This window comes from Bradyrhizobium sp. SZCCHNR1043 (genome assembly GCF_032489675.1).
In the GTDB taxonomy this organism is placed as follows: Bacteria; Pseudomonadota; Alphaproteobacteria; order Rhizobiales; family Xanthobacteraceae; genus Bradyrhizobium.
Window position 1 is genome coordinate 162,204 of the sequence record NZ_JAUEYN010000006.1, and the last position, 21,310, is coordinate 183,513.

Annotated in this window: 18 protein-coding genes; 10 read left to right on the plus strand and 8 right to left on the minus strand. The window is 66.6% G+C overall.

Features of this window, described 5'->3' with window-relative positions; translation table 11 throughout:
* Window positions 1–97 precede the first annotated feature (97 nt).
* Window positions 98–493 (plus strand): thioesterase family protein, encoded by a 396-nt coding sequence (locus tag QX039_RS12400; RefSeq protein WP_315736623.1) that lies wholly within the window; start codon window positions 98–100, stop codon window positions 491–493.
* 10 nt (window positions 494–503) lie between these two features.
* On the opposite strand, the gene QX039_RS12405 is transcribed toward QX039_RS12400, so the two are convergent.
* Entirely contained in the window at window positions 504–908 is a 405-nt protein-coding gene (locus tag QX039_RS12405) for a DUF4864 domain-containing protein (RefSeq protein ID WP_315736624.1), read from the minus strand.
* Window positions 909–1,149: 241 nt separating this feature from the next.
* On the opposite strand from QX039_RS12405, the gene kynU reads away from it, so the two are divergent.
* Genes kynU through QX039_RS12420 form a run of 3 tightly spaced genes read left to right on the plus strand, consistent with a single transcriptional unit; the run spans window position 1,150 to window position 4,037 of the window.
* Window positions 1,150–2,343 (plus strand): kynureninase, encoded by a 1,194-nt coding sequence (gene kynU, locus QX039_RS12410; RefSeq protein WP_315736625.1) that lies wholly within the window; start codon window positions 1,150–1,152, stop codon window positions 2,341–2,343.
* Window positions 2,340–3,179, plus strand: coding sequence for a tryptophan 2,3-dioxygenase (kynA, locus tag QX039_RS12415; protein WP_315736626.1), 840 nt, complete (start codon window positions 2,340–2,342; stop codon window positions 3,177–3,179). Before kynU ends, kynA begins: the two co-directional genes overlap by 4 nt.
* 33 nt (window positions 3,180–3,212) lie before the next feature.
* Window positions 3,213–4,037, plus strand: a complete 825-nt coding sequence (locus tag QX039_RS12420) for an alpha/beta hydrolase (RefSeq protein WP_315736627.1) — start codon at window positions 3,213–3,215, stop codon at window positions 4,035–4,037.
* 147 nt (window positions 4,038–4,184) lie between these two features.
* Here the strand turns inward: QX039_RS12420 and QX039_RS12425 are convergent, their stop codons facing one another.
* The 6 genes from QX039_RS12425 to QX039_RS12450 form a co-directional block, all read right to left on the minus strand.
* Window positions 4,185–5,780, minus strand: a complete 1,596-nt coding sequence (locus tag QX039_RS12425) for a gamma-glutamyltransferase (RefSeq protein ID WP_315736628.1) — start codon at window positions 5,778–5,780, stop codon at window positions 4,185–4,187.
* Window positions 5,781–5,918: 138 nt separating this feature from the next.
* Window positions 5,919–6,302: a RidA family protein gene (locus tag QX039_RS12430; RefSeq protein WP_315736629.1), complete on the minus strand. Its 384-nt coding sequence runs from the start codon at window positions 6,300–6,302 to the stop codon at window positions 5,919–5,921.
* 171 nt (window positions 6,303–6,473) lie between these two features.
* On the minus strand, window positions 6,474–8,807 hold the full coding sequence (locus QX039_RS12435; RefSeq protein ID WP_315736630.1) for an acetamidase/formamidase family protein: 2,334 nt from the start codon (window positions 8,805–8,807) through the stop codon (window positions 6,474–6,476).
* 292 nt (window positions 8,808–9,099) lie between these two features.
* A complete protein-coding gene (locus QX039_RS12440; protein ID WP_315736631.1) occupies window positions 9,100–10,341 on the minus strand; it encodes an acetamidase/formamidase family protein in 1,242 nt (413 codons plus the stop codon).
* 58 nt (window positions 10,342–10,399) lie between these two features.
* Window positions 10,400–12,025 (minus strand): amino acid ABC transporter permease/ATP-binding protein, encoded by a 1,626-nt coding sequence (locus QX039_RS12445; protein WP_315736632.1) that lies wholly within the window; start codon window positions 12,023–12,025, stop codon window positions 10,400–10,402.
* 329 nt (window positions 12,026–12,354) lie between these two features.
* Window positions 12,355–13,245 carry an ABC transporter substrate-binding protein gene (locus QX039_RS12450; protein WP_315736633.1) on the minus strand — a complete coding sequence of 297 codons (891 nt, stop codon included), beginning with the start codon at window positions 13,243–13,245 and terminating at the stop codon, window positions 12,355–12,357.
* Window positions 13,246–13,705: 460 nt separating this feature from the next.
* Here QX039_RS12450 and QX039_RS12455 point away from each other — a divergent pair, with 460 nt between their 5' ends.
* The 6 genes from QX039_RS12455 (at window position 13,706) to QX039_RS12480 (ending at window position 20,419) form a co-directional block, all read left to right on the plus strand.
* Complete coding sequence (locus QX039_RS12455) at window positions 13,706–14,530, plus strand: ABC transporter permease (protein ID WP_315736634.1); 825 nt, start codon at window positions 13,706–13,708, stop codon at window positions 14,528–14,530.
* Window positions 14,530–15,594, plus strand: a complete 1,065-nt coding sequence (locus QX039_RS12460) for an ABC transporter ATP-binding protein (RefSeq protein WP_315736635.1) — start codon at window positions 14,530–14,532, stop codon at window positions 15,592–15,594. Before QX039_RS12455 ends, QX039_RS12460 begins: the two co-directional genes overlap by 1 nt.
* Before the next feature lie 31 nt (window positions 15,595–15,625).
* Complete coding sequence (locus QX039_RS12465) at window positions 15,626–16,657, plus strand: PotD/PotF family extracellular solute-binding protein (RefSeq protein ID WP_315736636.1); 1,032 nt, start codon at window positions 15,626–15,628, stop codon at window positions 16,655–16,657.
* Window positions 16,658–16,738: 81 nt separating this feature from the next.
* Window positions 16,739–17,569, plus strand: coding sequence for an ABC transporter permease (locus QX039_RS12470; protein WP_315736637.1), 831 nt, complete (start codon window positions 16,739–16,741; stop codon window positions 17,567–17,569).
* A gap of 217 nt (window positions 17,570–17,786) precedes the next feature.
* On the plus strand, window positions 17,787–19,409 hold the full coding sequence (locus tag QX039_RS12475; protein WP_315771284.1) for an amidohydrolase family protein: 1,623 nt from the start codon (window positions 17,787–17,789) through the stop codon (window positions 19,407–19,409).
* The gene (locus tag QX039_RS12480; protein WP_315771286.1) at window positions 19,406–20,419 is read left to right on the plus strand and encodes a CobW family GTP-binding protein; all 1,014 of its coding nucleotides are present in this window, start codon (window positions 19,406–19,408) and stop codon (window positions 20,417–20,419) included. The genes QX039_RS12475 and QX039_RS12480 overlap by 4 nt, the downstream gene beginning before the upstream one ends.
* Here QX039_RS12480 and QX039_RS12485 read toward each other — a convergent pair.
* Window positions 20,412–21,242 (minus strand): IclR family transcriptional regulator, encoded by an 831-nt coding sequence (locus QX039_RS12485; RefSeq protein WP_315771288.1) that lies wholly within the window; start codon window positions 21,240–21,242, stop codon window positions 20,412–20,414. The two genes, QX039_RS12480 and QX039_RS12485, sit on opposite strands and share 8 nt — an antisense overlap.
* Between the last annotated feature and the right edge of the window lie 68 nt (window positions 21,243–21,310).

A 21,310-nucleotide genomic window follows, 5' to 3' on the forward strand; every position in this document is an offset into this window, starting at 1 on the left:
GCCCTTTGCCCATCACGACCGCCACGGCGTATGGATCCCGGATCGGCGCGCGCGTGCCGCGCGCTTGTCCGGGACGACAGCACAGTTCGGAGCAGCCATGGACGCACGTGAGTTCATCAAGCCGGGCATGCGCGCCGAGCGTTTGCTCGTCGTGCCGCCGGAGCGCACCGTCGGGCATTTCGTGCCGCACATGCCCATGGTCTATGCGACGCCGATGATGATCCTGGAGATGGAGATGACGTCGGGCGATGCCATCAACCCGGTGCTGCCGCCGGGCTGGGTCACGGTCGGCACCGAGGTCAATGTCCGGCATCTCGCGGCGTCGCCGGTCGGCGCCACCATCCGCACCGTCGCCGAGGTGATCGAGGTCGAGCGCCGCGTCATCCGCTTCTCGGTCGAGGCCTATCATGGCGAGGTGAAGATCGGCGACGGCCGTCACGGCCGCGGCCTCATCAATGTCGAGCAGTTCAAGAAGCGGTTCGGCGTGACGTAGCCGCGCCGCGCTAGACCGACTGGCCCGTCTTCAACAGCGAGCAGCCGGTGATCTTGAGGCTGCCGTCGGGCTGGGTCTGCAGCGTGTAGAGCGCCTCCCACGCCTCGCCTTCGGCATCGACGATGTGGACGCGCTGTGCGATGCTGCCGTCCTCGACCTGCGCGGCGCCGAACTCGAAGCTGCGATGACGGTAGACCGGCGGATAGCCGCTCTTGACCATGCTCATGAAGATCTCGACGCTCGGAAACAGCGCCTGGATCTCCGGCGCGGCCTGGGCATAGGCGGTCGCGCCGTCGTCGCGCGCCAGGGCCTGCTCTTGGGCGCGAATCACGCTCTGCGCCGCGCTGGCGTCGGCCGCGGCGGCGGGGCGGGCCAGCAGCGCCAGCAGCAGGACGAGCGGCACCAGAATGCGCATGTCGTGTCCTCCATCGGCGGTTCGGATCGATCTATCATGCGCCACGCGCCGCCCGTGACAAGCCTGCCCTGGCGCGTCAATGTCGCGGACCGGCGGCGATCGACCGGCTGGATTGTGTCGACATCCTCACGTCTTCGCGAGCCATGCGACCGACGCGGTGCCGGTCGCGATGGGACCGGCTTGATCTGGTCCGCCCCGGCGCGAATCATGCATGCAGGGCGGCGAACCACACAGGGGCAGCATGACCGATTTTTCCAGGACTCGATCGCTCTTCACGATCCCTGAAGGGGTCATCTATCTCGATGGCAATTCGCTCGGCGCGCTGCCGTCGGCCGTGCCCGCCCGCGTTGGCCGCATGATCGAAGCGGAGTGGGGGCAGGAGCTGATCCGCGGCTGGAACACCGCCGGATGGATGGTGCAGCCGCGCCGGGTCGGCGATCGCATCGCGCGGCTGATCGGGGCCGCGCCCGGCACGGTCGTGATGGGCGATACGCTCTCGATCAAGGTGTATCAGGCGCTCGCCGCGGCGCTGTCGCTCAATCCGGGCCGCCGCGTGATCCTGTCCGACAGCGGCAACTTCCCGTCCGATCTCTACATGGCGCAGGGCCTGGTCCGCATGCTCGGCGACCGCGCGACGCTCAAGGTGGTCGCGCCCGAGCAGGTCGAGGACGCGATCGACGACAGCGTCGCCGTGCTGATGCTGACCGAGGTGGATTACCGCACCGGCCGCATGCACGACATGGCCGCGCTGACGAAGAAGGCGCACGCGGCTGGCGCGCTCACGGTGTGGGACCTCGCGCATTCCGCCGGCGCCGTGCCGGTCGACCTCGCCGGCGCCGAGGCCGACTTCGCGGTCGGCTGCACCTACAAATATCTCAATGGCGGGCCCGGTGCGCCGGCCTTCATCTATGTCGCGCCGCGTTACGCAGACATCGCGCCGCCGGCGTTGTCCGGCTGGATGGGGCACGAGGCGCCGTTCGCCTTCGATCTCGACTACCGCCCCGGCGGCGGCATCGAGCGCATGCGCATCGGCACGCCGCCGATCATCGCGCTGGCCGCGCTCGATGCCGCGCTCGACGCCTGGGACGGCGTGTCGATGCAGGACGTGCGCGCGGCCTCGATCGCGCTGTCGGAATTGTTCATCGCCGAGGTCGAGAAACGCTGTCCGTCGCTGACCTTGGCGTCGCCGCGTGATGCGACGCAGCGCGGCAGCCAGGTGTCGTTCCGCCATCCCGACGGCTATGCGATCATGCGGGCGCTGATCGCGCTTGGCGTGATCGGCGACTTCCGCGCCCCGGATGCGCTGCGCTTCGGCTTCACGCCGCTCTATCTCGGCGAGGCCGAGGTGCGCGGCGCCGTCGACATCCTCGCGGAGGTCCTCGACAACAAGCTGTGGGACAGACCCGAATATCGCCAGAAGGAGCTCGTGACGTGAGCAACGGTCCCTACGATCCCGCCACCGAAGGTGCGCGGATGAACTTCAAGGGACGGATGTCCTATGGCGACTATCTGATGCTGGATCGCCTGCTCGATGCCCAGGCGCCGCTGTCCTCGGCCCATGACGAGCTGCTGTTCATCATTCAGCACCAGACCTCCGAGCTGTGGATGAAGCTCGCCATCCACGAGATCAAGGCGGCGATGGCGGCGATCGCCAGGGATGACGTGCAGCCGGCATTCAAGATGCTGACGCGGGTGTCGCGCATCTTCGAGCAGCTCAACGGTGCGTGGGACGTGCTGCGCACGATGACTCCGAGCGAATACACGCTGTTCCGCGACAAGCTCGGCGAGTCCTCGGGCTTCCAGTCGTTCCAGTATCGCTCGATCGAATTCCTGCTCGGCAACCGCAATCTCGCGATGCTGCGTCCGCATGCGCATCACCCGGAGCTGACCGCCGAGCTGGAAGCGATCCTGGCGAAGCCCAGCTTGTACGACGAAGCGCTGCGCCTGCTGGCGCGGCGCGGCTTCTTCATCGGCGCCGACGGGCAGCGCACCGACTGGCGCGGCACGCGCAGCGAGAGCGCGGAGGTGACGGCGGCCTGGACCGGCGTCTATCGCGATCCGCAGCGGCATTGGGAATTGTATGAGCTCGCCGAGAAGCTGGTCGATTTCGAGGACTATTTCCGCCGCTGGCGCTTCAACCACGTCACCACGGTGGAGCGCATCATCGGCTTCAAGACCGGCACCGGTGGCACCAGCGGCGTCAATTACTTGCGCAAGATGCTGGAGATCGTGCTGTTCCCCGAGCTCTGGAAGCTGCGCACCGGGCTGTGAGGCCGCGCACTGATCATTCGACAGGAGATTTTCATGCTCTATGCCGTCAAGGACTGGGACAATGCCTACGCCAACGGCCCTAACATCGCCGGTGGCGAGCGCTGGCCCGGCCTGTGGGTCGCGCCGGCGGAAGCCTATCGCACGACATTGGCGGGGCAGGGCCGGGCGAAGCTCGACATCGCCTATGGCGCGCACGACCGTCAGCGCCTCGACCTGTTTCTTCCCGAGGGGACGCCGAAGGGCCTCGTCGTGTTCGTGCATGGCGGCTATTGGATGCGGCTCGACAAGAGCTTCTGGTCGCATCTCGCGCAAGGCTCCATCGCGCGCGGCCATGCCGTGGCGATGCCGTCCTACCGGCTCTGTCCCGAGGTCGGCATCGCCGATATTTCGGCCGACGTGGCGCAGGCGATCGCGCGGGCGATGGACGAGGTCGCGGGGCCGGTGGCGCTGACCGGGCATTCCGCCGGCGGCCATCTCGTCAGCCGCATGATCTGCCGCGGCGCGCCGCTGCCGCCGGAGCGGCAGGCGCGGATCAGCAACGTTGTTTCGCTCTCCGGCCTGCACGATCTGCGCCCGCTGCAGCGGACCGCGATGAACGAGACCTTGCACATCGACGATGCCGTGGCTGCCAAGGAAAGCCCGGCACTGCTGGTGCCGGTCCTTGGCGCCCGTGTCACCGCCTGGGTCGGCGGCGCGGAGCGCAACGAATTCCGCCGCCAGGCCCAGCTGCTCGCCAACATCTGGACCGGGCTCGGGGCCTCCACTGCCTATGTCGAGGCGCCGGACCGGCACCATTTCGACGTGATCGACGAGCTGGCGGATCCGGAGAGTGGGTTGGTGCAGGCGCTGGTGGGGTAGTCTCAAGTAGCGTCGATTGCAGCGCTCGCCCCGTGCTCCGTGCATGCGTTCTGCGGTGACGGCGCAGCGACCTCATCTCCCCTCCCCGCAAGGGGGAGGGGAGCTCATCGTCATCGTGGCGATATCTCGAATCCGACGATGATCGCGTCAGCTCTCCGCCACCGCATCTCCCCACGCATGGAAGATCTCCGTTGCGCCGCTGTTCAAATCGCCCTCGCGCATCACGACGCTGGGGCAGGCGAATTTCATCGGCATGGTCTGCACCGGTGCCGGCACGGTCTCGAACTTCGCTGTCAGCGCGTCCGTCACCTCTTCCGGCAGGCGCGTATCCGCCCCGACCACGTCACCCTCGCTGGCGTCGATGCGAGGCTGGTGGATCGCCGTGTCGAGATCCATGCCGAAGTCCATTACGAAGGAGAGCATCTGCGCCACGGCGGGCAGGATGCGCCGGCCGCCGGAGGCGCCCAGCGCGAGGCGGCGGCCGTCGGCGGCCTGCGCCACCACGGGCGTGTAGTTGGTGAGGCAGCGCTTGCCCGGCGCCAGCGAGTTCGTCGTGCCGGGCGTCGGGTCGAACCACATGATGCCGTTGTTCATCATGATGCCGCTCTGCGGCGCCTGGAATTTCGAGCCGAAGCCGGACAGCAGGGTCTGCGTCACCGCGGCCATGTTGCCGTCGTGGTCCACCACCGAATAGTGCGTGGTGCAGGCCGGTGCCAGATATTCGGCGCCGAGCGCGCGCTTGCCGGGCGCATCGCCCATGTCGTTGAGCCGTTCGCGATAGGCCGACTGCATCGCTTCGGCATAGGCGATGAAGGCGCTTGCATCAGGCGTCTTGCCCGAGGCCGTCACGCGCGCCTGCATCAGCCGCAAGGCGTGTGCGAGCGTCGGGCCGGCCGTCAGCTCCGGTGTCGCGAACACCGTGCCGCCGCGATAGGGAATGCGCAGCGGCTCGCGGTGATGTGCCTCGAACGCGGCGAGGTCATCCACTGAAAGCGCGCCACCGGCGGCCTGGATGTCGCGGCTGAGCGAGCGCGCAATGTCGCCCCGGTAGAAGTCGCGCGCGCCGGCGCTGGCAAGATGTGCCAGCGTCGCCTTCAACTGCTCCTGCGGCAGCCGCGTCACCGCCTTCGCGCCCCATTGCGGGTTCGGCGGCAAACCATCCTTCAGATAGGCCGCGGCGCTGCCGGGATAGCGGCGCAGGTCGGCGGCGCAGCTCGAGATCATCACGGTGGTCCACCAGTCCACCAGCAGGCCCTCGGCGGCGAGCTTCACGCTCGGCGTGACGAGATCCTGCCACGGCAGCCGCGCGTAGCGGCGATGCGCCGCCTCCATGCCCGCGACGACGCCGGGCACTGCGATCGCGCCGGGGCCGTGCAGATTGCGGTCGTCCTTGACGCGGGGCCAGGGGAAGATGTCGGCTGCGACGCTGCCGTCGTTGGCCAGCGGATAGTCCGCGACGTCAAGGCTGTCAGGGGCGCGCATGCCGTAGTCGATCACCTCGACGTGGTTGTCCCTGGCGCGGTACAGCAGCATGGCGCCGCCGCCGCCGAGGCCGCTCATCCACGGCTCGAGCACGCCGAGCGCAAAGCCGGTCGCCACCACGGCATCGACGCAGTCGCCGCCCGCGGCCAGCACCTCGGCACCGACCTCGGCGGCGCGCCGTGACTGTGCCGCGACGATGCCGCCCTTGCTGGTCACCGCCGGCTTGCGGATCTGCTGACGATTGGAAAACTGGTACGGCATGGCACTCCCCCGATCCCGCCTGATTGTCCGGCGAATTGACACCGCCAAGCCTCGGCACACAATCGGCAACAGCGGGACGCTCCCCAGCCCGGATCGAATGACGGTTGCCTGCGTTGAGGAGATGTTTACCAATGGGTATTATGGTCTTCGGCAGACCAGATCGATCTCGATCAGCGCGTCATAGGCGAGACCGGTGACGCCGACGCAGGTGCGGGCCGGCAGCCGGTCCGGCGGGAAGAATGAACGGTAAGTTTCATTCATTGCCGCGTAATCGCGCTTGAACTCGGTCAGGTAAATCCGAGACATCACAATATGTTCGAGACCAAGGTTGAGACCTTGGAGGATGTACTTCAAGTTCTGCATCACCGCCTTCGTCTGATCCACGATGCCGTCGGGCAGCACGCCCGGTGCCTCCGGTGAATCCGGCATCTGACCGGTGACGAACACGAAGCCGTCGGTCTCGACCGCGTGACTGAACGGCGCCACGGGTTTCGTCGCGCCGGAGATCATGTGGAACTGCATGGTCGGATTCCTCTGCGAGTGAATGTGTAGGGTGGGCAAAGCGGCGCCGCAGGCGACGCGTGCCCACCATCCTCAGCGGATGCGCCGCGGTGGGCACGGCGCGACGTACATCATGATCGATGTCGCAGGTTCGCGGGCGCGCCTTTGCCCACCCTACGATTTAGCGTGAACTCAGCCCGCATCCTCGAACAGCCGCTTGCTGAGGATCGCGTGCACGCCCCAATTGCCGTCGACGACCTGGGTGACGCCGAAATCCACCGCGGCCGACATCAGCGCGACCGCCTCGTCCTCGCTCAGGCCTTTGATGTGCATCAGGAAGCGGCGCATCTTGCGGAACGCGTCCTTCATCGCGAGGTCGAGCGAGGAGGTCGCGTAGACCTCGCTCTGGCCCTGCGCGCCGAACTCGGCGAGATAGTTCGGGTGGCTGAAGCCGGTCAGCACCCAGTCGGTCTCGGTTTCGATCAGGGGATAGGTGAGATCGGCGAAAGGCTGTCCGGCGAGCTGCGACTTCTTGTGGAGGATGACCTGGAAGGTGCCGGTCATCGAGCATTCGATCGCGGTGCCGCCGAGCTCGCCGTCGCCTTGCGTCGCGTGGGGATCGCCGACCGACAGCAGCGCGCCGGGAACGGCGACGGGGAGATACACGGTCGCGCCCTTGCCGAGCCGCCAATTGTCGAGATTGCCGCCGAAATAGGACGGCGGAATCGAATCGACGAAGTCGGCCTCGCGTGGCGCCACGGCGATCACGCCGAAATGCGGCCGCAGCGGAATGCGGATGTTGTCGAGCACGCCGTGGCGGCGCTTGATGCTGCCGGGCGCCACCGGCACGCCGGGATAGTCGTAGGTCGCATGCACCACGCCGGCCGGATCGGTCTGCGGCTCCCAGCGATAGGAATAGAGCGCGCGCGCATGCGGCTCGGAATCGTCGGCGAAGATCTCGTAGATCGTGACGGCCTCGCGCGGCGCGGGCGGAGCGATCAGCTCATTGTAGTGATAGCCCCACCATGCCGCCACGCTGGAGCCGAACACGCGGCCTTCATATCCGCGGCTGCGGCTTCGCCGCGGCACGATGTCGAGGATCCGTACTTCGAGCACGTCGCCCGGCTGCGCGTCCTTGATCGCGACCGGGCCGGTGCAGATGTGGACGCCAAAGCCTTCGCCGGCGCCGCGGCCGAACACGCTGGCGTCCATCGGGCCGGCGCCACGGCGGTCGACGTTCTTCTTCGCCTTGGTCCAGCCGAACACGCTGAGCGCAGCGGCATCGCCTGAGATCATCAGCTCCGGATCATCGGAGGCATGCTGGGTCAGCGTCTCCACCGTGATCGTGTCGCCGGATGCGATTTCGATCTGCGGCGGCAGCGAGCGGCTGAAATAGCCCCAATGCACGCGTTCGGCCGACACCGCGAGATGATGGTGATGCCGCCGCGCATCCTGGTCGTTGGCCGGCGCGGGTAGGGCGATGTCGCTCCTGGTTGACGCCGGCCTCTCGCAGACGCGCTGCTGGGCCAGCGCATCCTGCGGCCAGCCGCGCTGACCGCGCGGGGCCGCCGACGTCATCGCCTGCTCCGCCTTCTGCTGCCGGAACTCGCGCGGCGACAGGCCGAAGCGGGCGCGGAAGCTGCGGCTGAAATGCGCTGAATCGGCGAAGCCGTAGCGATAGGCGATCTCGGAGATCGAATGGTTGGCTTCGGCTGGATTGGACAGGTCGGTCCAGGCCCTCTGCAGCCGCCGTTCCCTCACGTAGTGACTGAAATTATCGCCGGCACCTTCGAACAGTTTTTGCAGATAGCGCTCTGAGATGCCTTCGGCCTGGGCCACCCGCGCCGGCGTCAGCTCGGCATCGTCGAGCCGCCGCTCGATGGTCTGGCAGATCCGGTGCAGGATCGCAGCCTGCGTCGCGCTGCTGCCGGCCTCCGTTGTCGGCACTGCTTGTTGATGGGCAAGCGTCAGCAGCAGATCGACCAGGCTCTGCGCGACCATGCTCCATTCGGCGTCGCTGAGCGTTTCGAGCGCCCGCGCGGTGGCCTCGATGGTGCGGCAGATTACGTCGGCAAGGCCGCTTGGCGCGATCACCTGTGGGGCGGCCAATTTCAGCTTGCCGCTGATGCGGCCATGCAGGGCGTCTGATGTCACCGATAGCCCGATGGCGCGCAGATCGCGCTGGAACGCGATGTTCCAGTCGCCGACGCGCGGCAATAGCATCAGATGTCCCGCGGGGACGATGCGATGGCTGTCGCCGCTGCGGAGCACGGCGCCGTCGTCGATCGCGAGCAACGCAATCGGCAGGTCCTCATGGGCTTGCGGAACCGCGGTGATGACCTGCGAGCCCGCCGCCAGCCGCGATAGCGCGATACCCGGCGCGCCGCGATGCGAGGCGGTCGCATGGCCGTCATAGAACGGCGCCTTGGCAGCCGGCTGCAACCCGACCGCGTTCAGGACATCACGCCACGCCTCAGGACGCTCGTCCCGCGCGTAGGATTCACTGGTGAACGGACGAAAACTCATGGCACGACCCGGGTCCGGGAATTCGAAGCAACCCCCGTGCCAGATGAGTTTCATGGTCTGTCGTCTCTGTAGCGGCATGTCGGCGCTGGCCAGTGCTTTCGTCCCGGTTTCATTGAAGCCAACGCTGTCGCCGCGCGCTGAGTGCGCTCCCCTCCCCCTTGCGGGGAGGGGTTGGGGGTGGGGGTCCACATCGGCAGTGTCGCCCGGGGCACCCCCCACCCCAACCCTCCCCCGCAAGGGGGGAGGGAGCGCACTGCCCTCTGCGCGACGGCTTTTATGACCAACGTCGACATCACTCACACCGGAACACGTTCTTCCGGATCGTGCCGTGGACGCCCCAATTGGCATCCACCACCTGGGTGACGCCAAAGTCGGCGCCGACCGACAACAGCGAGATCGCCTCGTCCTCGCTGAGATGATGCACGGTCATCAGGAATCGCCGCAGCTTGCGGAAGGCGTCGCGCATCGCGCGGTCGAGGCTGGAGTGGCTGGCGATCTCGGTCTGCGCGTTGGCGCCGAGCTCGGCGAGATAGTTCGGATAGGTGAAGCCGTACACCGACCACGCCTGGTCGGTCTCCAGCAGCGGATGGGTCAGTCCTTCGAGCTGGGTGCCGCCAAGGTCGCTCTTCTTGTGGAGGATGAACTCGAAGTCGCCGGTCAGCGAGGTCTCGATTGCGGTGCCGCCGAGCTCGCTATCGCCTTGCGCGGCATGGGGATCGCCGACCGAGAAATACGCGCCGGGCACGGCGACCGGATAGTACATCCGCGCGCCCTTGCCGATGCGCCAGTCGTCGATGTTGCCGCCGGTGTAGCTCGGCGGGATCGAGGAGACATAGTCGGCTTCCGATGGCGCGAGCCCCATGGTGCCGAAATGCAGGCGCGCCGGTACCTTGATATTCGGCAAAATGTTCTCGCGCTTCCTGATCGTGCTGTGGTCGACCGGCACGCCGGGATAGTCGATGGTCGGATGCACGATGCCGTCGGGATCGGTCTGCGGCGTCCAGACATAGTTGTAGACCGCCTTGGCGAACGGCTCGCCCGATGTGTCGATCTCGAAGATGGTGATGACCTCGCGCGGCTTCGGTTCCTCGATCAGGTCGTGATAGTGGAAGCCCCAATTGGCGGCGGCGTTGGAGCCGAAGCACTTGCCGACATGGCAGCCGCACCGGCTCGGCCGCGGCTTGATGTCGAGGATGCGCACCTCCAGCACGTCGCCGGGCTCGGCGCCTTCGATGGCGACCGGGCCGGTCAGCAGATGCACGCCGACGCCCTCGCCGGAGCCGCGGATGAACGGCCCTTCGGTCGGCCCCGAGCCGCGCCGCGCCACCGCCTTGTGCTCTCTGGTCCACTTGAACACGCTCTCGGCGCCGGGATCGTCCTTGATCATGCGCTCATAGTCGTCATTGGCGTGATGGGTCAGCGTCTCGATCGTGGCGCGATCGCCGGAGCGCAAGGTGAGAGCCGGTGTCACCACCTTGGAAAAATACCCCCAATGGATGGTCTTCGGGGACACCGGCAGCAGATGGTGCTTCATGCAAGGGCCTCATGAAAGATCGGACGCGAGATCGTTGATGTTGACGTGAAGGATGAACTCATGCGACCGCATCCTTCGGCCGCTCTGCCTCCATCACCGAGAGGAAGCGCGCGGTCAGCGGGTGGCGCGGGTTGGTCAGCACCTCATGGGCCGGTCCGTCTTCGAGGATGACGCCGCCATTGAGGAAGGCGACGCGGTCGGCGACCTCGTCGGCGAAGCGGACCTGATGCGTCGAGATGATCATGGTCAGACCGTCGTCGACGGCGAGGCGGCGGATCACCTCCAGCACCTCGTTGACCAACTCGGGATCGAGCGCGGAGGTCGGCTCGTCCAGCAGCAGCACGCTCGGGTTCGGCGCCAGCGCGCGGGCAATCGCCACGCGCTGCTGCTGGCCGCCGGAGAGATGCCGCGGCAGCGCATCGGCGCGATGCGACAGGCCGACGCGGTCGAGCAACTCGGCCGCGCGGCGGTCGGCCTCGAACCGGCCGAGGCCGTGCACCCAGCGCAGGGGACCTGCGACGTTCTCCTTCGCCGTGAGATGCCCAAACAGGTTGAACTGCTGGAACACCATGCCGACGCCGACATTGGCGCGCTCGTTGGCGACCGCGCGCGGCGTCAGCCTGCGCCCCTGCTCGTCGAAGCCAAGCTTGCGGCCGCCGACGCGAATCTCGCCTGCATCCCAGTTCTCCAGATGATTGATGCAGCGGAGCAAGGTGCTCTTGCCGGAGCCGGAGGGGCCGAGCAGCGCGATCACCTCGCCGATGCGCACCGTGAGATCGAGCCCGTCCAGCACTCTGTTGCCGTCATAGGCCTTGCGCAGCTCCTTGACCTCGACCGCGACGTTGTTGCGGGCGATGGTCGCGGCGCGCCTGGCGCGATCCTCGATCGACAGGGCGAGGGGCGGCGTTTCTTTCAGTTCGGCGGGCTCCGGCGGAGCGGCCTCGACGGTAGGTGCGGTCTTCGCAAGGTCCAGCTTTGCCGCCGGATCGACGCGGCGCCATGGCAGGTAGTCCGCCAGCTTGCGTTGTTTGGCCGTGCGGTCGAGATCGAGCAGCCATTCCAGCGCGAGCTGGATGACGCTGATCGCGCCGGTCAGCAGGAGATAGATGAGACCCGAGGCGAAGAAGATCGAGAAGAAGTCGAAGGTGGAGGAGGCGAGCTGCGTCGAGCGCAAGGTCAATTCCTGCACGGCGATGACGGAGGCGAGCGAGGAGTTCTTCAGTGCGCTCACCGCCTCGTTGCCGAAGGCGGGGATCATGGTGCGGATCGCCTGCGGCGCGATGATCCGGCGCATCAGCACTGATGGCGTCATGCCGAGCGCCTGGCCGGCCAGGAGCTGGCCGCGATCGACGCCGAGCACGCCGGAGCGCAGCATCTCGGCGATGAACGGCGCCTCGTTGCAGGCGAGCGCGAGGCCCGCCGCCAGCACCGCCGGCAGCTTGATGCCGATATGCGGCAGCGCGTCGTAGGCGAACACCATCTGCAGGATCAGCGGCGTGCCGCGGAAGATCACGGTATAGCCGCGCGCAATCGCGGCCAGCAGCCAGAACCGGCTGAGCTGCATGCCGGCGAGGATGAGGCCGAGGACCAGTCCGCCGATCAGGCCGAGCGCGGTGACCTGCAGCGTGAGCTCGATGCCCATGAGCAGATACGGCATGCTGAGATAGTGCAGGAAGAGGGACATCGGTGATTGCAGCCTGATGAGTGCCGTAGGGTGGGCAAAGGCGCGAAGCGCCGTGCCCACCGTGGTGTTTCGGAACAGCGTTGGTGGGCACGCTGCGCTTTGCCCACCCTACGAAGTTGGCTCACATGCACACGTCAGCCGCTGAACTTGGAGTGTCGCCGAGGAGCCGGTGCGCTCCCTCCCCCCTTGTGGGGGAGGGGTGGGGAGGGGGGTGCCCAGCAAAGACCGTCATCTGTGGACCCCCACCCCCACCCCCACCCCCTCCCCGCAAGGGGGAGGGGAGCGCGCCGTCTTCGCCGCTATCTCTCGCGTCAAACGGAGCGGTGCTCTTAGTCCGCCGTCAAAATATCCGGCTCCTTGAAGTTCGCGGGATCGAGCTGCCACTTCTTCAGCAGCTCCTGATGGATGCCTTCCTTCTGCACCTCGATCAGGGCGGCGAGCACGGCGTCGCGGAATTTCGGCTTGTCCTTCGGCACGGCGATGCCGACCGAATAGGGGATGGTCACGGCGATCGCCTTCTCCAGCTTGTCCGGATAAGCCTTCACCGCCTGATCGACCGTGTTGACGTCGTTGACATAGGTGTCGGCGCGACCGGCGAGGATGGCCTGGATGCAATTGGCGTTGTTGTCGTAGAGCTGCAGCGTCGGCTCCGGCTTGCCTTCGGCCTTGCACTTCGGCGCGAGGTCCTGGATCAGCGGCACCTCGACATAGCCGGTGTTCTCAGCAGCCGCCGCGCCGCACATCGTCATGTTGATCCCGTTGATGCCCTTCGGATTGCCCTTCGCGACCAGCACGCCGTCGAACACCTTGGAGTAGGTGATGAAGTCGGCGGCCTTGGCGCGCTCCTTGGTGGCATAGATGTCGGAGATGACGATGTCGGCCTGGCCGCTCGCCAGCGTCGTCAGCAGCGCGGCGAACGTCACCGGCTTGTAGGTCAGCTTGAAGCCGAGGCAGTCGCCGATGGCTTCGCCGAGGTCGATGTCGAAGCCGACATATTTGCTCGGATCCTTCGGGTCGATCGATTCGTAGCCCGGTGTGTGCGGATTGATGGCGTTGACGAGCGTCTTGCCCTTCCAGTCCGGATATTTCTCCTTGAGCGCCGTGCACCCTGCGGGCGTCGCCGCCTGTGCGTCGATCGGCGCGAGAAGTCCCGTCGCAATGATGGCGCAGAGCGCGGCAAGCCACGCGCGCCGCGCTCCAGTGAATAGCCTCGTCTGCATGTTGCCAGCTCCTTCGAACGATGTGTCGCGCTGGTCCGGCGGTGCATTGGTGCCGTCGCCCCGGTCCAAGCTCGACGGCAAGCTTAGGTGCGAGCCTGCGCGGATGACTTGTCCGTAGGCGCACAAAATATTGGATCGTGCCGGTGCAAGAATTGAGCACGCATTGCTCAAATCCGCGCCGCCGCGACGGACTGGCGCGCACGCGTCAAGTCCGCCTGTGCGGTCCTCGAAGATTCCGAAAGTCGAAAATCGGTCACGCCGGCGACGGGGCAGGTGCGCACGGCGCTAGCGCCAAGATGGAGGTGGCGCCACGTCACGCGTCAGGATCGTGGCGTCGCTGCGTCGCTCCGCCCATGCGTATGTGCATTGCGATAACTCGTGTCGCAGGCTTGGCGGCAGCGGAGCTGCCGACTACGATGCCGCCGCACAAGTTGCTGATCTGTTTGTTGAGGTGTCTGCAATGCTGTTCCGTTTTACGGGACAACCATCACTCGGCCAATTCGCAGTGCGGACACTGATCGTCGTCGCCTACGCAATCATCTTCGCGCCCGTGATCATGATCGTGGTGACCAGCTTCTTCGCGCAGGAGATCGTGAGCTTCCCGCCGCCTGGCCTGTCGCTGAAGTGGTACGCCAACGCGCTGAGCAAGCCCGAATTCCTGCGCGGCCTCGTGACGAGCTTCCAGGTCGCGCTGCTCGCGACGGCGATCGGCGTGCCGCTCGGCACCGCCGCGGCGCTGGCCATCGTGCGCGGCGAGTTCCGCGGCCGGCAGGCGCTGAGCTCGTTCCTGCTGGCGCCGCTGGCGGTGCCCGGCGTGGTCGCCGGCTCCGGCCTCTACATGTTCTACGTGCTCGCCGAGGATCTGCTCGACCGCGACATCAAGGCGACGACGGAAGGGCTCGTGGCCGCGCATACGCTGCTCGCGATTCCCTGGACGGTGCGGCTCGTCGTCGCCAGCCTGCAGGGGCTCGACCGTGCCGCCGAGGAGGCCGCCGCCAATCTTGGTGCGAGCCCGTTCACGGTGTTCCGCCGCATCACCCTGCCGATGATGCGCTCAGGGATCGTTGCGGCCGCGATGTTCTCCTTCATCCAGAGTTTTGAAAATCTCGATCTGTCGATGCTGCTGGTCGGTCCCGGCCGCATTACGCTGCCTGTTGCCATGCTGAACTATCTCGAATTCCGCATCGATCCGACGCTCGCCGCCGTCGCCACCGTGCAGATCGCGCTGGTCGGACTGCTGATGGTGGTGACCGATCGCTTCGTCAAATTGTCGCGGGTGGTGTGATGGCGCAGCTCACGCTCGAGAAGCTGACCAAGCGCTTCGGCACCTCCATCGGAGTGGAAGGATTGGATCTCTCGGTCAACGAGGGCGAGCTGGTCGCGCTGCTCGGGCCCTCCGGTTGCGGCAAGACGACGACCTTGCGCATGGTCGCGGGCTTCCTGCCGCCCACGAGCGGCCGCGTGCTGTTCGACCGCGAGGACGTCACGCATCTGCCGGCCTACAAGCGTGCCACCGGCATGGTGTTCCAGTCCTATGCGCTGTTTCCGCACATGAGCGCGGCCGACAATGTCGGCTTCGGCCTGGAGATGCGCGGCCTCAACGCGGTCGAGCGAAAGATCAAGGTCGCCGACGCGCTCAAGCTGGTACGGCTGTCGCATCTCGCCGACCGGCTGCCGCGGCAATTGTCCGGCGGCCAGCAGCAGCGCGTGGCGCTGGCGCGTGCGCTGGTGATCAATCCGCGCATCTTCCTGCTCGACGAGCCCTTGTCGAATCTCGACGCCAAGCTGCGCGCCGAGGTGCGGCTCGAGATCCGCGCGCTGCAGCAGCGGCTCGGCCTGACCACTCTGATGGTGACGCATGACCGCGAGGAGGCGCTGACCATGGCCGACCGCCTCGTGGTGATGGAGGGCGGCCGCGTCCGCCAGATCGGCACGCCGCAGGAGCTGTACGACTCGCCGAAGGATGCGTTCGTCGCCGACTTCGTCGGCCGTTGCAACATCGTGGCGGGCCGGCGGGCGAACGAGAGCCAGTTCCGCACCAACGGCGGCCTGCTGCTACCGGTCGATGTCGCCAGCGGCGAGCGCGACGATGCCGATGCTTTCGCGCTGCGGCCTGAACGCATTGCAGTGGTGGCCGGTGAGTCCGGCGAGGTGCGCGGCCGCGTGCTGGCGATCACCTATATGGGCGCGCAGAGCGAATATGTGGTGGCGATCGGCGACGAGACGCTGGTGGCCGTCAGGCCAACGCCCGACGCGAGCGAGCCGCTGGCAACACTCAAACCGAACGATCCCGTGTCCCTGGAATGGGACCGCAAGGTCCCGCGTCTCGTGCCGCAGACAGCTTCGTAAACACCATCCATTCACAGCAAGAGGTTCTCCCATGATTTCGCGACGTCACTTTCTCTCTGCCAGCGCCGGCGTCGCCGCGCTGGCGTCCGGCATGCCCTCTGCGCGCGCCGAGGGCGGACAGGTCGTGGTCGGCACCTGGGGCGGCGACTACGGCCAGTTGCTCTCCGATATCATCGACAAGCCGATCATGACGCCCAGGGGTTTTGAGATCGTGCAGGACGTCGCCAATGCCGATCCGCGCAAGACCAAGCTGCTGGCCGAGCGGCAGAGCCGGCGCGGCTCGATGGACGTCGCCTGCCTGTCCGACAACGACGCCTACATCGTGTCGCAATCGGATGTGTTCGAGAAGGTCGATGCGGCGCAGGTGAAGCGGCTGGACAAGGTGTTCCCGGAGCTCCGGAGCGAGATCGCGATCCCGCACATCTATTCGGCGCAGGTGATCCTCTACAACACCAACCAGGTGAAGACGCCGCCGCAATCCTTCGCGGATCTGTGGGATCCGAAATGGCGCGGCCGCATCGGTCTCGCCGACATCCTCTATCCCAACAACACGCTGGCGGCGGCGCTCGCCGGCGGTGGCGGCGTCAGCAATCTCGATCCGGCCGAGAAGAAGCTGATGGAATGGCGCTCGCTCGACGTGAAGATCTATCCGTCCAACGAGGCGCTGGCGGCGGCGCTGAAGTCGGAGGAGGTGTGGCTGACCACGATGTGGCTCGCCCGCGGCTTCATGTGGAAGAAGTCCGGCATCCCGCTCGCCCACGTCGTGCCGAAGGAGGGCACGCCGGCGATCGTGTTCCAGGCCTCGGTGCCGAAGAACGCCAAGAACAAGGCCGGCGGCTTCGCCTATCTCGACGCGATGCTGGACGCCAAGGCGCAAGGCGGCTTCGCCGACAAGATGGGCTACGTCCCGACCGTCACCGACGCCGTGCTGCCGGAGGACCTCGCCAAGCAGGTCAGCCTGACCGAGGCTGAGCGCGCCCGCCTGCTGAAGCCGGACTATGCCTATGCCGCAGGGCGCTCGCAGCGCACGCTCGACTTCTGGAACAAGGAGTTCAAGGCGTAAGTCTTGAACTCCCGCTCCTGCGGCGCAGGCCGCAGGAGCATGCGGCTGATGCGCCGCTCATCTGCAATCGGAGCTCGCGCGATGGCGCTGCTGGTCGTTCCTGCCTGTCTGCTGGTCCTGGCGCTGCTGGTCGGGCCGATGATCCTGATGTTCCGGATCTCGCTCAACCAGTTCAGCCCGACCCAATTGATGGTGCAGGCGCTGTCGCCGGACAACTACATTAAGGCCGCGACCGATCCGTACTACCAGCAGATCATCCTGGCCACGCTGGGCATCGCGCTGCTGTGCACCTTGCTCACGCTGATCCTGGCGTTTCCGGCGGCGTATTGGCTCGGCCGCATGGAGAGTCGCTGGAAGAGCCTGGTCGTGATCGCGACCCTGTTTCCGCTGCTGGTCGGCAACGTGGTGCGCTCGGCCGGCTGGATGGCGCTGTTCGCCCGCGACGGGCTCGTGAATACGAGCCTGATGAAGCTTGGCCTGATCTCCGCGCCGCTCGAGATCATGTACACGACCAAGGCCGTGATCATCGGTATCATCGCCGTGGTGCTGCCCTACATGATCCTGACGCTCTTGGCGGTCATCGAAAGCATTCCCCGCGACCTGGAATATGCCGCCGCCAATCTCGGCGCCTCGGGCGCGCGGGTGTTCTGGCGGGTGATCCTGCCGCTGTCCGGCCCCGGCGTGGCCGCCGGCTCGATCCTGGTGTTCGTTCTGTGCATGAACACCTATGCAACGGCGGTGCTTCTCGGCGGCCCCCGATTCAAGATGATGGCGCCAGCGGTGTACGACCAGTTCGTGCGCGGCAACAACTGGCCGATGGGCGCCGCGCTCGCCTTCATGCTGCTCGCTGTGACCATGGCCTTCACTGTGTTTGGCAGCGTGGCGTTCGCGCGGCGGTACAGGACGGGATAAGGGCGTTGGGCGTCATTGCGAGGAGCGCAGCGACGAAGCAATCCAGACTTCCTTCGTCGTCCCTGGATTGCTTCGCTGCGCTCGCAATGACGGAAAAACCATTCGTAGGGTGGGCAAAGGCGCGGAGCGCCGTGCCCACCATCTTGCAAGAGAAGGACGGACGGTGGGCACGCTACGCTTTGCCCACCCTATGCTTCGAAAATGAGGAAACGCCTTCATGACCGACCAAGCCACGATGCTGCCGGGCGATGAGCTCGCCTTCATCCGGAACAAGGGCGCGGCGCCGATCGTGCCGAAGGCCACGTCGCGCGATCGCGGCATCGGGCCGTTCAAGCGGCTGGCGCTGCGCAGCGCCATTGTGATCGACGGCACCGGCGCGCCGCCGATCGGGCCGGTCGACATCATCGTCGAGGATGGCCGCATCGTCAGCATCAAGAAGGTCGTCGGCTACGGTTATGCCGGCAACGCCGGCGAGCCCGCCGATCACGAGATCGACTGCCGCGGCAAATGGGTGACGCCGGGCTTCGTCGACTGCCACGCCCATGCCGGCGTCGCCTATCACTCCGCCAATGGCTGGGTGCCACCGGTCGACTATGTCTACAAGCTCTGGCTTGCGCACGGCGTCACCACGGTGCGCGAGATGGGCTCGATGAACGGCCTGTCGTGGATGCTCGACCAGAAGCAGCGTGCGGCTGACAACACCATCGCCTCGCCGCAGCTGCTGGCTTACGCCTATTTCCCGGCCGTCAACGACATGGTCAAGACCATCTACACGCCGGAGCAGGGCCGCACTTGGCTGCGTGCGGTGAAGGAGCGCGGCGCCGACGGCATCAAGTTCTTCGGCGCGCCGCCGGCGATCATGGAGGCCGCGCTCGACGAGTGCAAGACGCTCGGCTTGCGCACCGGCTGCCATCACGCCCAGATGGCGGTGTCGCGCATGAACGCCCTGACCACGGCGAAATGGGGCCTGACCAGCGCCGAGCATTATTACGGCCTGCCGGAGGCGCTGTTCGAGGATCGCGTGATCCAGAACTTCCCGCTCGACTACAACTACACCGACGAATATTTCCGCTTCTCGGTGTCGGGCCAGATGTTCAGGCAGGGCGCCGAGCTCGGCTCGGCCAAGTGGAACGAGGTGCTGGAGCAGTTCCTGGAGATCGGCTTCACCTTCGTGCCGACCTTCACGATCTACGATGCCAATCGCGACCTGATGCGGGCGCGCCAGGCCTATTGGCACAAGGAGTACACCTGGAAGTCGATGTGGGACTACTTCACGCCGCAGCGCGGCGGCCACGGCTCCTACTGGTATCGCTGGTCGACCCAGAACGAGATCGAGTGGAAGGAGAACTACCGGCTCTGGATGGCGTTCATCAACGAATACAAGAACCGCGGCGGCCGGGTCTGCACCGGCTCGGATTCCGGCTTCATCTATCAGATCTTCGGCTTCGGCTATGTCCGCGAGCTCGAGCTGTTGCAGGAGGCCGGCTTCCATCCGCTCGAGGTGATCCGCTCGGCGACCTCGCAGGGCGCGGCGCTGTGCGGCCTCGAGAACGAGATCGGTACCATCGATGTCGGCATGCGCGCCGACATCCTTGTGCACGACCACAATCCGCTGACCGATTTCAAGCTGCTCTACGGCACCGGCGCGATGCGCTTCAACGACGCCACCAACGCGGTCGAGTGGCATCGCGGCCTGAAATACACGATCAAGGACGGCATCATCTACGATACCGAGGAATTGCTGGCCGACGTCCGCGAGTTGGTGAAGGCGAGCTGGGAGAGCGACGTGCCGGAGAAATACGCCGCCAAGGATAAAGACAAGGACGCCGCGGCGCCATGAGCGCCGGTGCAATCGACTTCTTCGTCCTCACCGGCTTCCTCGGCTCGGGCAAGACCTCGCTGCTGCGCGACGTGCTGAGCGCGGAGACCGGCTCGGACACCGCCGTGATCGTCAACGAGGCCGGCGAAATCGGGCTCGACGGTGTGCTGCTGCGTGAGAGCGGCGACGACGTGCCGATGGCGATGCTGTCGAACGGCTGCGTGTGCTGCGAGGTCGGCAGCGATCTCGCCTTCACCATCGACCGCCTGATCATGGCGCCGCGCCCCGCCGGCCTGCCGCCCTTGCGCCGGATCATCCTGGAGACGTCGGGCCTGGCGATGCCCGGCCCGGTGCTGCGCCAGCTCGCGACGCTGGCCGAGCACCGCATGCGCGTCGCGGTCGTCGCAACCTACGACCTGACGCGAGGGCTCGCCGTCGCGACATTCGAGGAAGCTGCGGCGCAATGGGCGGCAGCGCATCGCATCGTCGCGACCAAGGCCGATCTCGCGCCGCAGGCGCTGACTGAGGCGCCGGTTGCGATCGCGCAGCTCAACCCGGTGGCGGAAGTCGTTGCCGGCGCTGATCGCGCAGCCATCGTCTCGGCCGCCTTCGCACCCCTCGTAGCCGCGTTGCCGCTACGCGAGGTCGCGCCCGATCTGGCAACCGCGCATCCGCGCCTCGCGCTCTGCCTCGTCCGCCCGCGCGCTGAGATCGCCTATGCCGATCTCGCCGGTTGGCTCGACAATGTCGCCGGCGCGCTCGGCGAGCGGCTGCTGCGCATCAAGGGTCTCGTGAAGGTCCAGGAGGCGCCGCGCCCGCTGCTGGTCGAAAGCGTCGGCACGATGTTCGCGCCGCCGCGGCAATTGACGGCCGAAAAACTGCCGGCGCCCTTCATCGTCGTGATCGCGCGCGACATTGTCCGCAATGAGCTCGAACAGGTCGAGCCGTCGGGCCTGTTCACGTTCTCCTGGCGCGAGCCCGAGAGCGAAGCAGCGCAGCCGAGGGGCATCCGCGCGGAGTGGGTCACTTAGACGGCGCGCCCCCGATCGTGCTCAAACTCCGCGACGGATAGCGCAGCGCGATGTCGAACGGGTTGAGCCTGCCGGCCAGCGCCGTTGCCTCGGTCTGCAGGATCTTCACGACATGCGGCAGCCGATCGGGATTGAGCCGCTCCGCGAGCGTACCGACGCTGAGCGCCGCCACCGCGCGGCCCTGCGCATCCAGCACCGGCACGCCGACGCCGGCCATGCCGGGAATGAGCCCGGTGCTGGTGTTGACCCAGCCCTGCGCGCGCGCCTGCGCCAGCGCACTGCGCAGCGAGGCTTCGTCGAGGAAGCCGCGATCGAGCAGGCGCGGGATGTTGAAGCGGATCACTGCCTCCTGCTCGTCCTCGGGCAGGTTGGCGAGAATGGCGAGACTGCCCTGGCCGAGTCCGAGCGGCACCTTGCCGCCGATGTCGCCGGTGAAGGAGCGGATCGGAAACGGACCCTCGACGCGGTCGAGGCAGACCGCATCGAAGCCGTTGCGCACCAGCAGGAAGATCGTGTCGCTCAGGGTCGCCGACAGCCGCAGCAATGCCGGCCGCGCGGCCTCGCGCAGGCCGCTGGCCTGGCCGGCGCGCGCGGCGAGCACGTAGAAGTCCAGCGCGAGGCGATAGCGCTTTCCGGCCGCCTGCTCGGCGAAACCCTCCGCGGCGAGGTCCTGCAGCATGCGGTGCGCGGTCGGCTGGCTGCAGCCTGCGACCTCGGCGATGTCCTTCAGCCGCAGCCCGTCGGGGTCGCCCTCGGCGAGAATGCGCAGCAGCTTCAGGGCCCGGCGAAGGCTGGAGGCAGAGTCGGTGTCGGATGCAGTCATCTGTATGATTGAATGGGAGCGCGCAGTTTGAAGATAAGATTTCATATATCAAAATTCTAAAGAGATAA

What these genes read in the sequence shown, in the direction of transcription:
- QX039_RS12405 (WP_315736624.1), bottom strand. Translation starts at nt 908, where the DNA reads ATGCGCATTCTGGTGCCGCTCGTCCTGCTGCTGGCGCTGCTGGCCCGC.
- QX039_RS12430 (WP_315736629.1), bottom strand. Translation starts at nt 6,302, where the DNA reads ATGCAGTTCCACATGATCTCCGGCGCGACGAAACCCGTGGCGCCGTTC.
- QX039_RS12455 (WP_315736634.1), top strand. Translation starts at nt 13,706, where the DNA reads ATGCTGTTCCGTTTTACGGGACAACCATCACTCGGCCAATTCGCAGTG.
- QX039_RS12400 (WP_315736623.1), top strand. Translation starts at nt 98, where the DNA reads ATGGACGCACGTGAGTTCATCAAGCCGGGCATGCGCGCCGAGCGTTTG.
- QX039_RS12445 (WP_315736632.1), bottom strand. Translation starts at nt 12,025, where the DNA reads ATGTCCCTCTTCCTGCACTATCTCAGCATGCCGTATCTGCTCATGGGC.
- QX039_RS12450 (WP_315736633.1), bottom strand. Translation starts at nt 13,245, where the DNA reads ATGCAGACGAGGCTATTCACTGGAGCGCGGCGCGCGTGGCTTGCCGCG.
- QX039_RS12420 (WP_315736627.1), top strand. Translation starts at nt 3,213, where the DNA reads ATGCTCTATGCCGTCAAGGACTGGGACAATGCCTACGCCAACGGCCCT.
- QX039_RS12460 (WP_315736635.1), top strand. Translation starts at nt 14,530, where the DNA reads ATGGCGCAGCTCACGCTCGAGAAGCTGACCAAGCGCTTCGGCACCTCC.
- QX039_RS12465 (WP_315736636.1), top strand. Translation starts at nt 15,626, where the DNA reads ATGATTTCGCGACGTCACTTTCTCTCTGCCAGCGCCGGCGTCGCCGCG.
- QX039_RS12480 (WP_315771286.1), top strand. Translation starts at nt 19,406, where the DNA reads ATGAGCGCCGGTGCAATCGACTTCTTCGTCCTCACCGGCTTCCTCGGC.
- QX039_RS12485 (WP_315771288.1), bottom strand. Translation starts at nt 21,242, where the DNA reads ATGACTGCATCCGACACCGACTCTGCCTCCAGCCTTCGCCGGGCCCTG.
- QX039_RS12470 (WP_315736637.1), top strand. Translation starts at nt 16,739, where the DNA reads ATGGCGCTGCTGGTCGTTCCTGCCTGTCTGCTGGTCCTGGCGCTGCTG.
- kynU (WP_315736625.1), top strand. Translation starts at nt 1,150, where the DNA reads ATGACCGATTTTTCCAGGACTCGATCGCTCTTCACGATCCCTGAAGGG.
- QX039_RS12435 (WP_315736630.1), bottom strand. Translation starts at nt 8,807, where the DNA reads ATGAGTTTTCGTCCGTTCACCAGTGAATCCTACGCGCGGGACGAGCGT.
- QX039_RS12440 (WP_315736631.1), bottom strand. Translation starts at nt 10,341, where the DNA reads ATGAAGCACCATCTGCTGCCGGTGTCCCCGAAGACCATCCATTGGGGG.
- QX039_RS12475 (WP_315771284.1), top strand. Translation starts at nt 17,787, where the DNA reads ATGACCGACCAAGCCACGATGCTGCCGGGCGATGAGCTCGCCTTCATC.
- QX039_RS12425 (WP_315736628.1), bottom strand. Translation starts at nt 5,780, where the DNA reads ATGCCGTACCAGTTTTCCAATCGTCAGCAGATCCGCAAGCCGGCGGTG.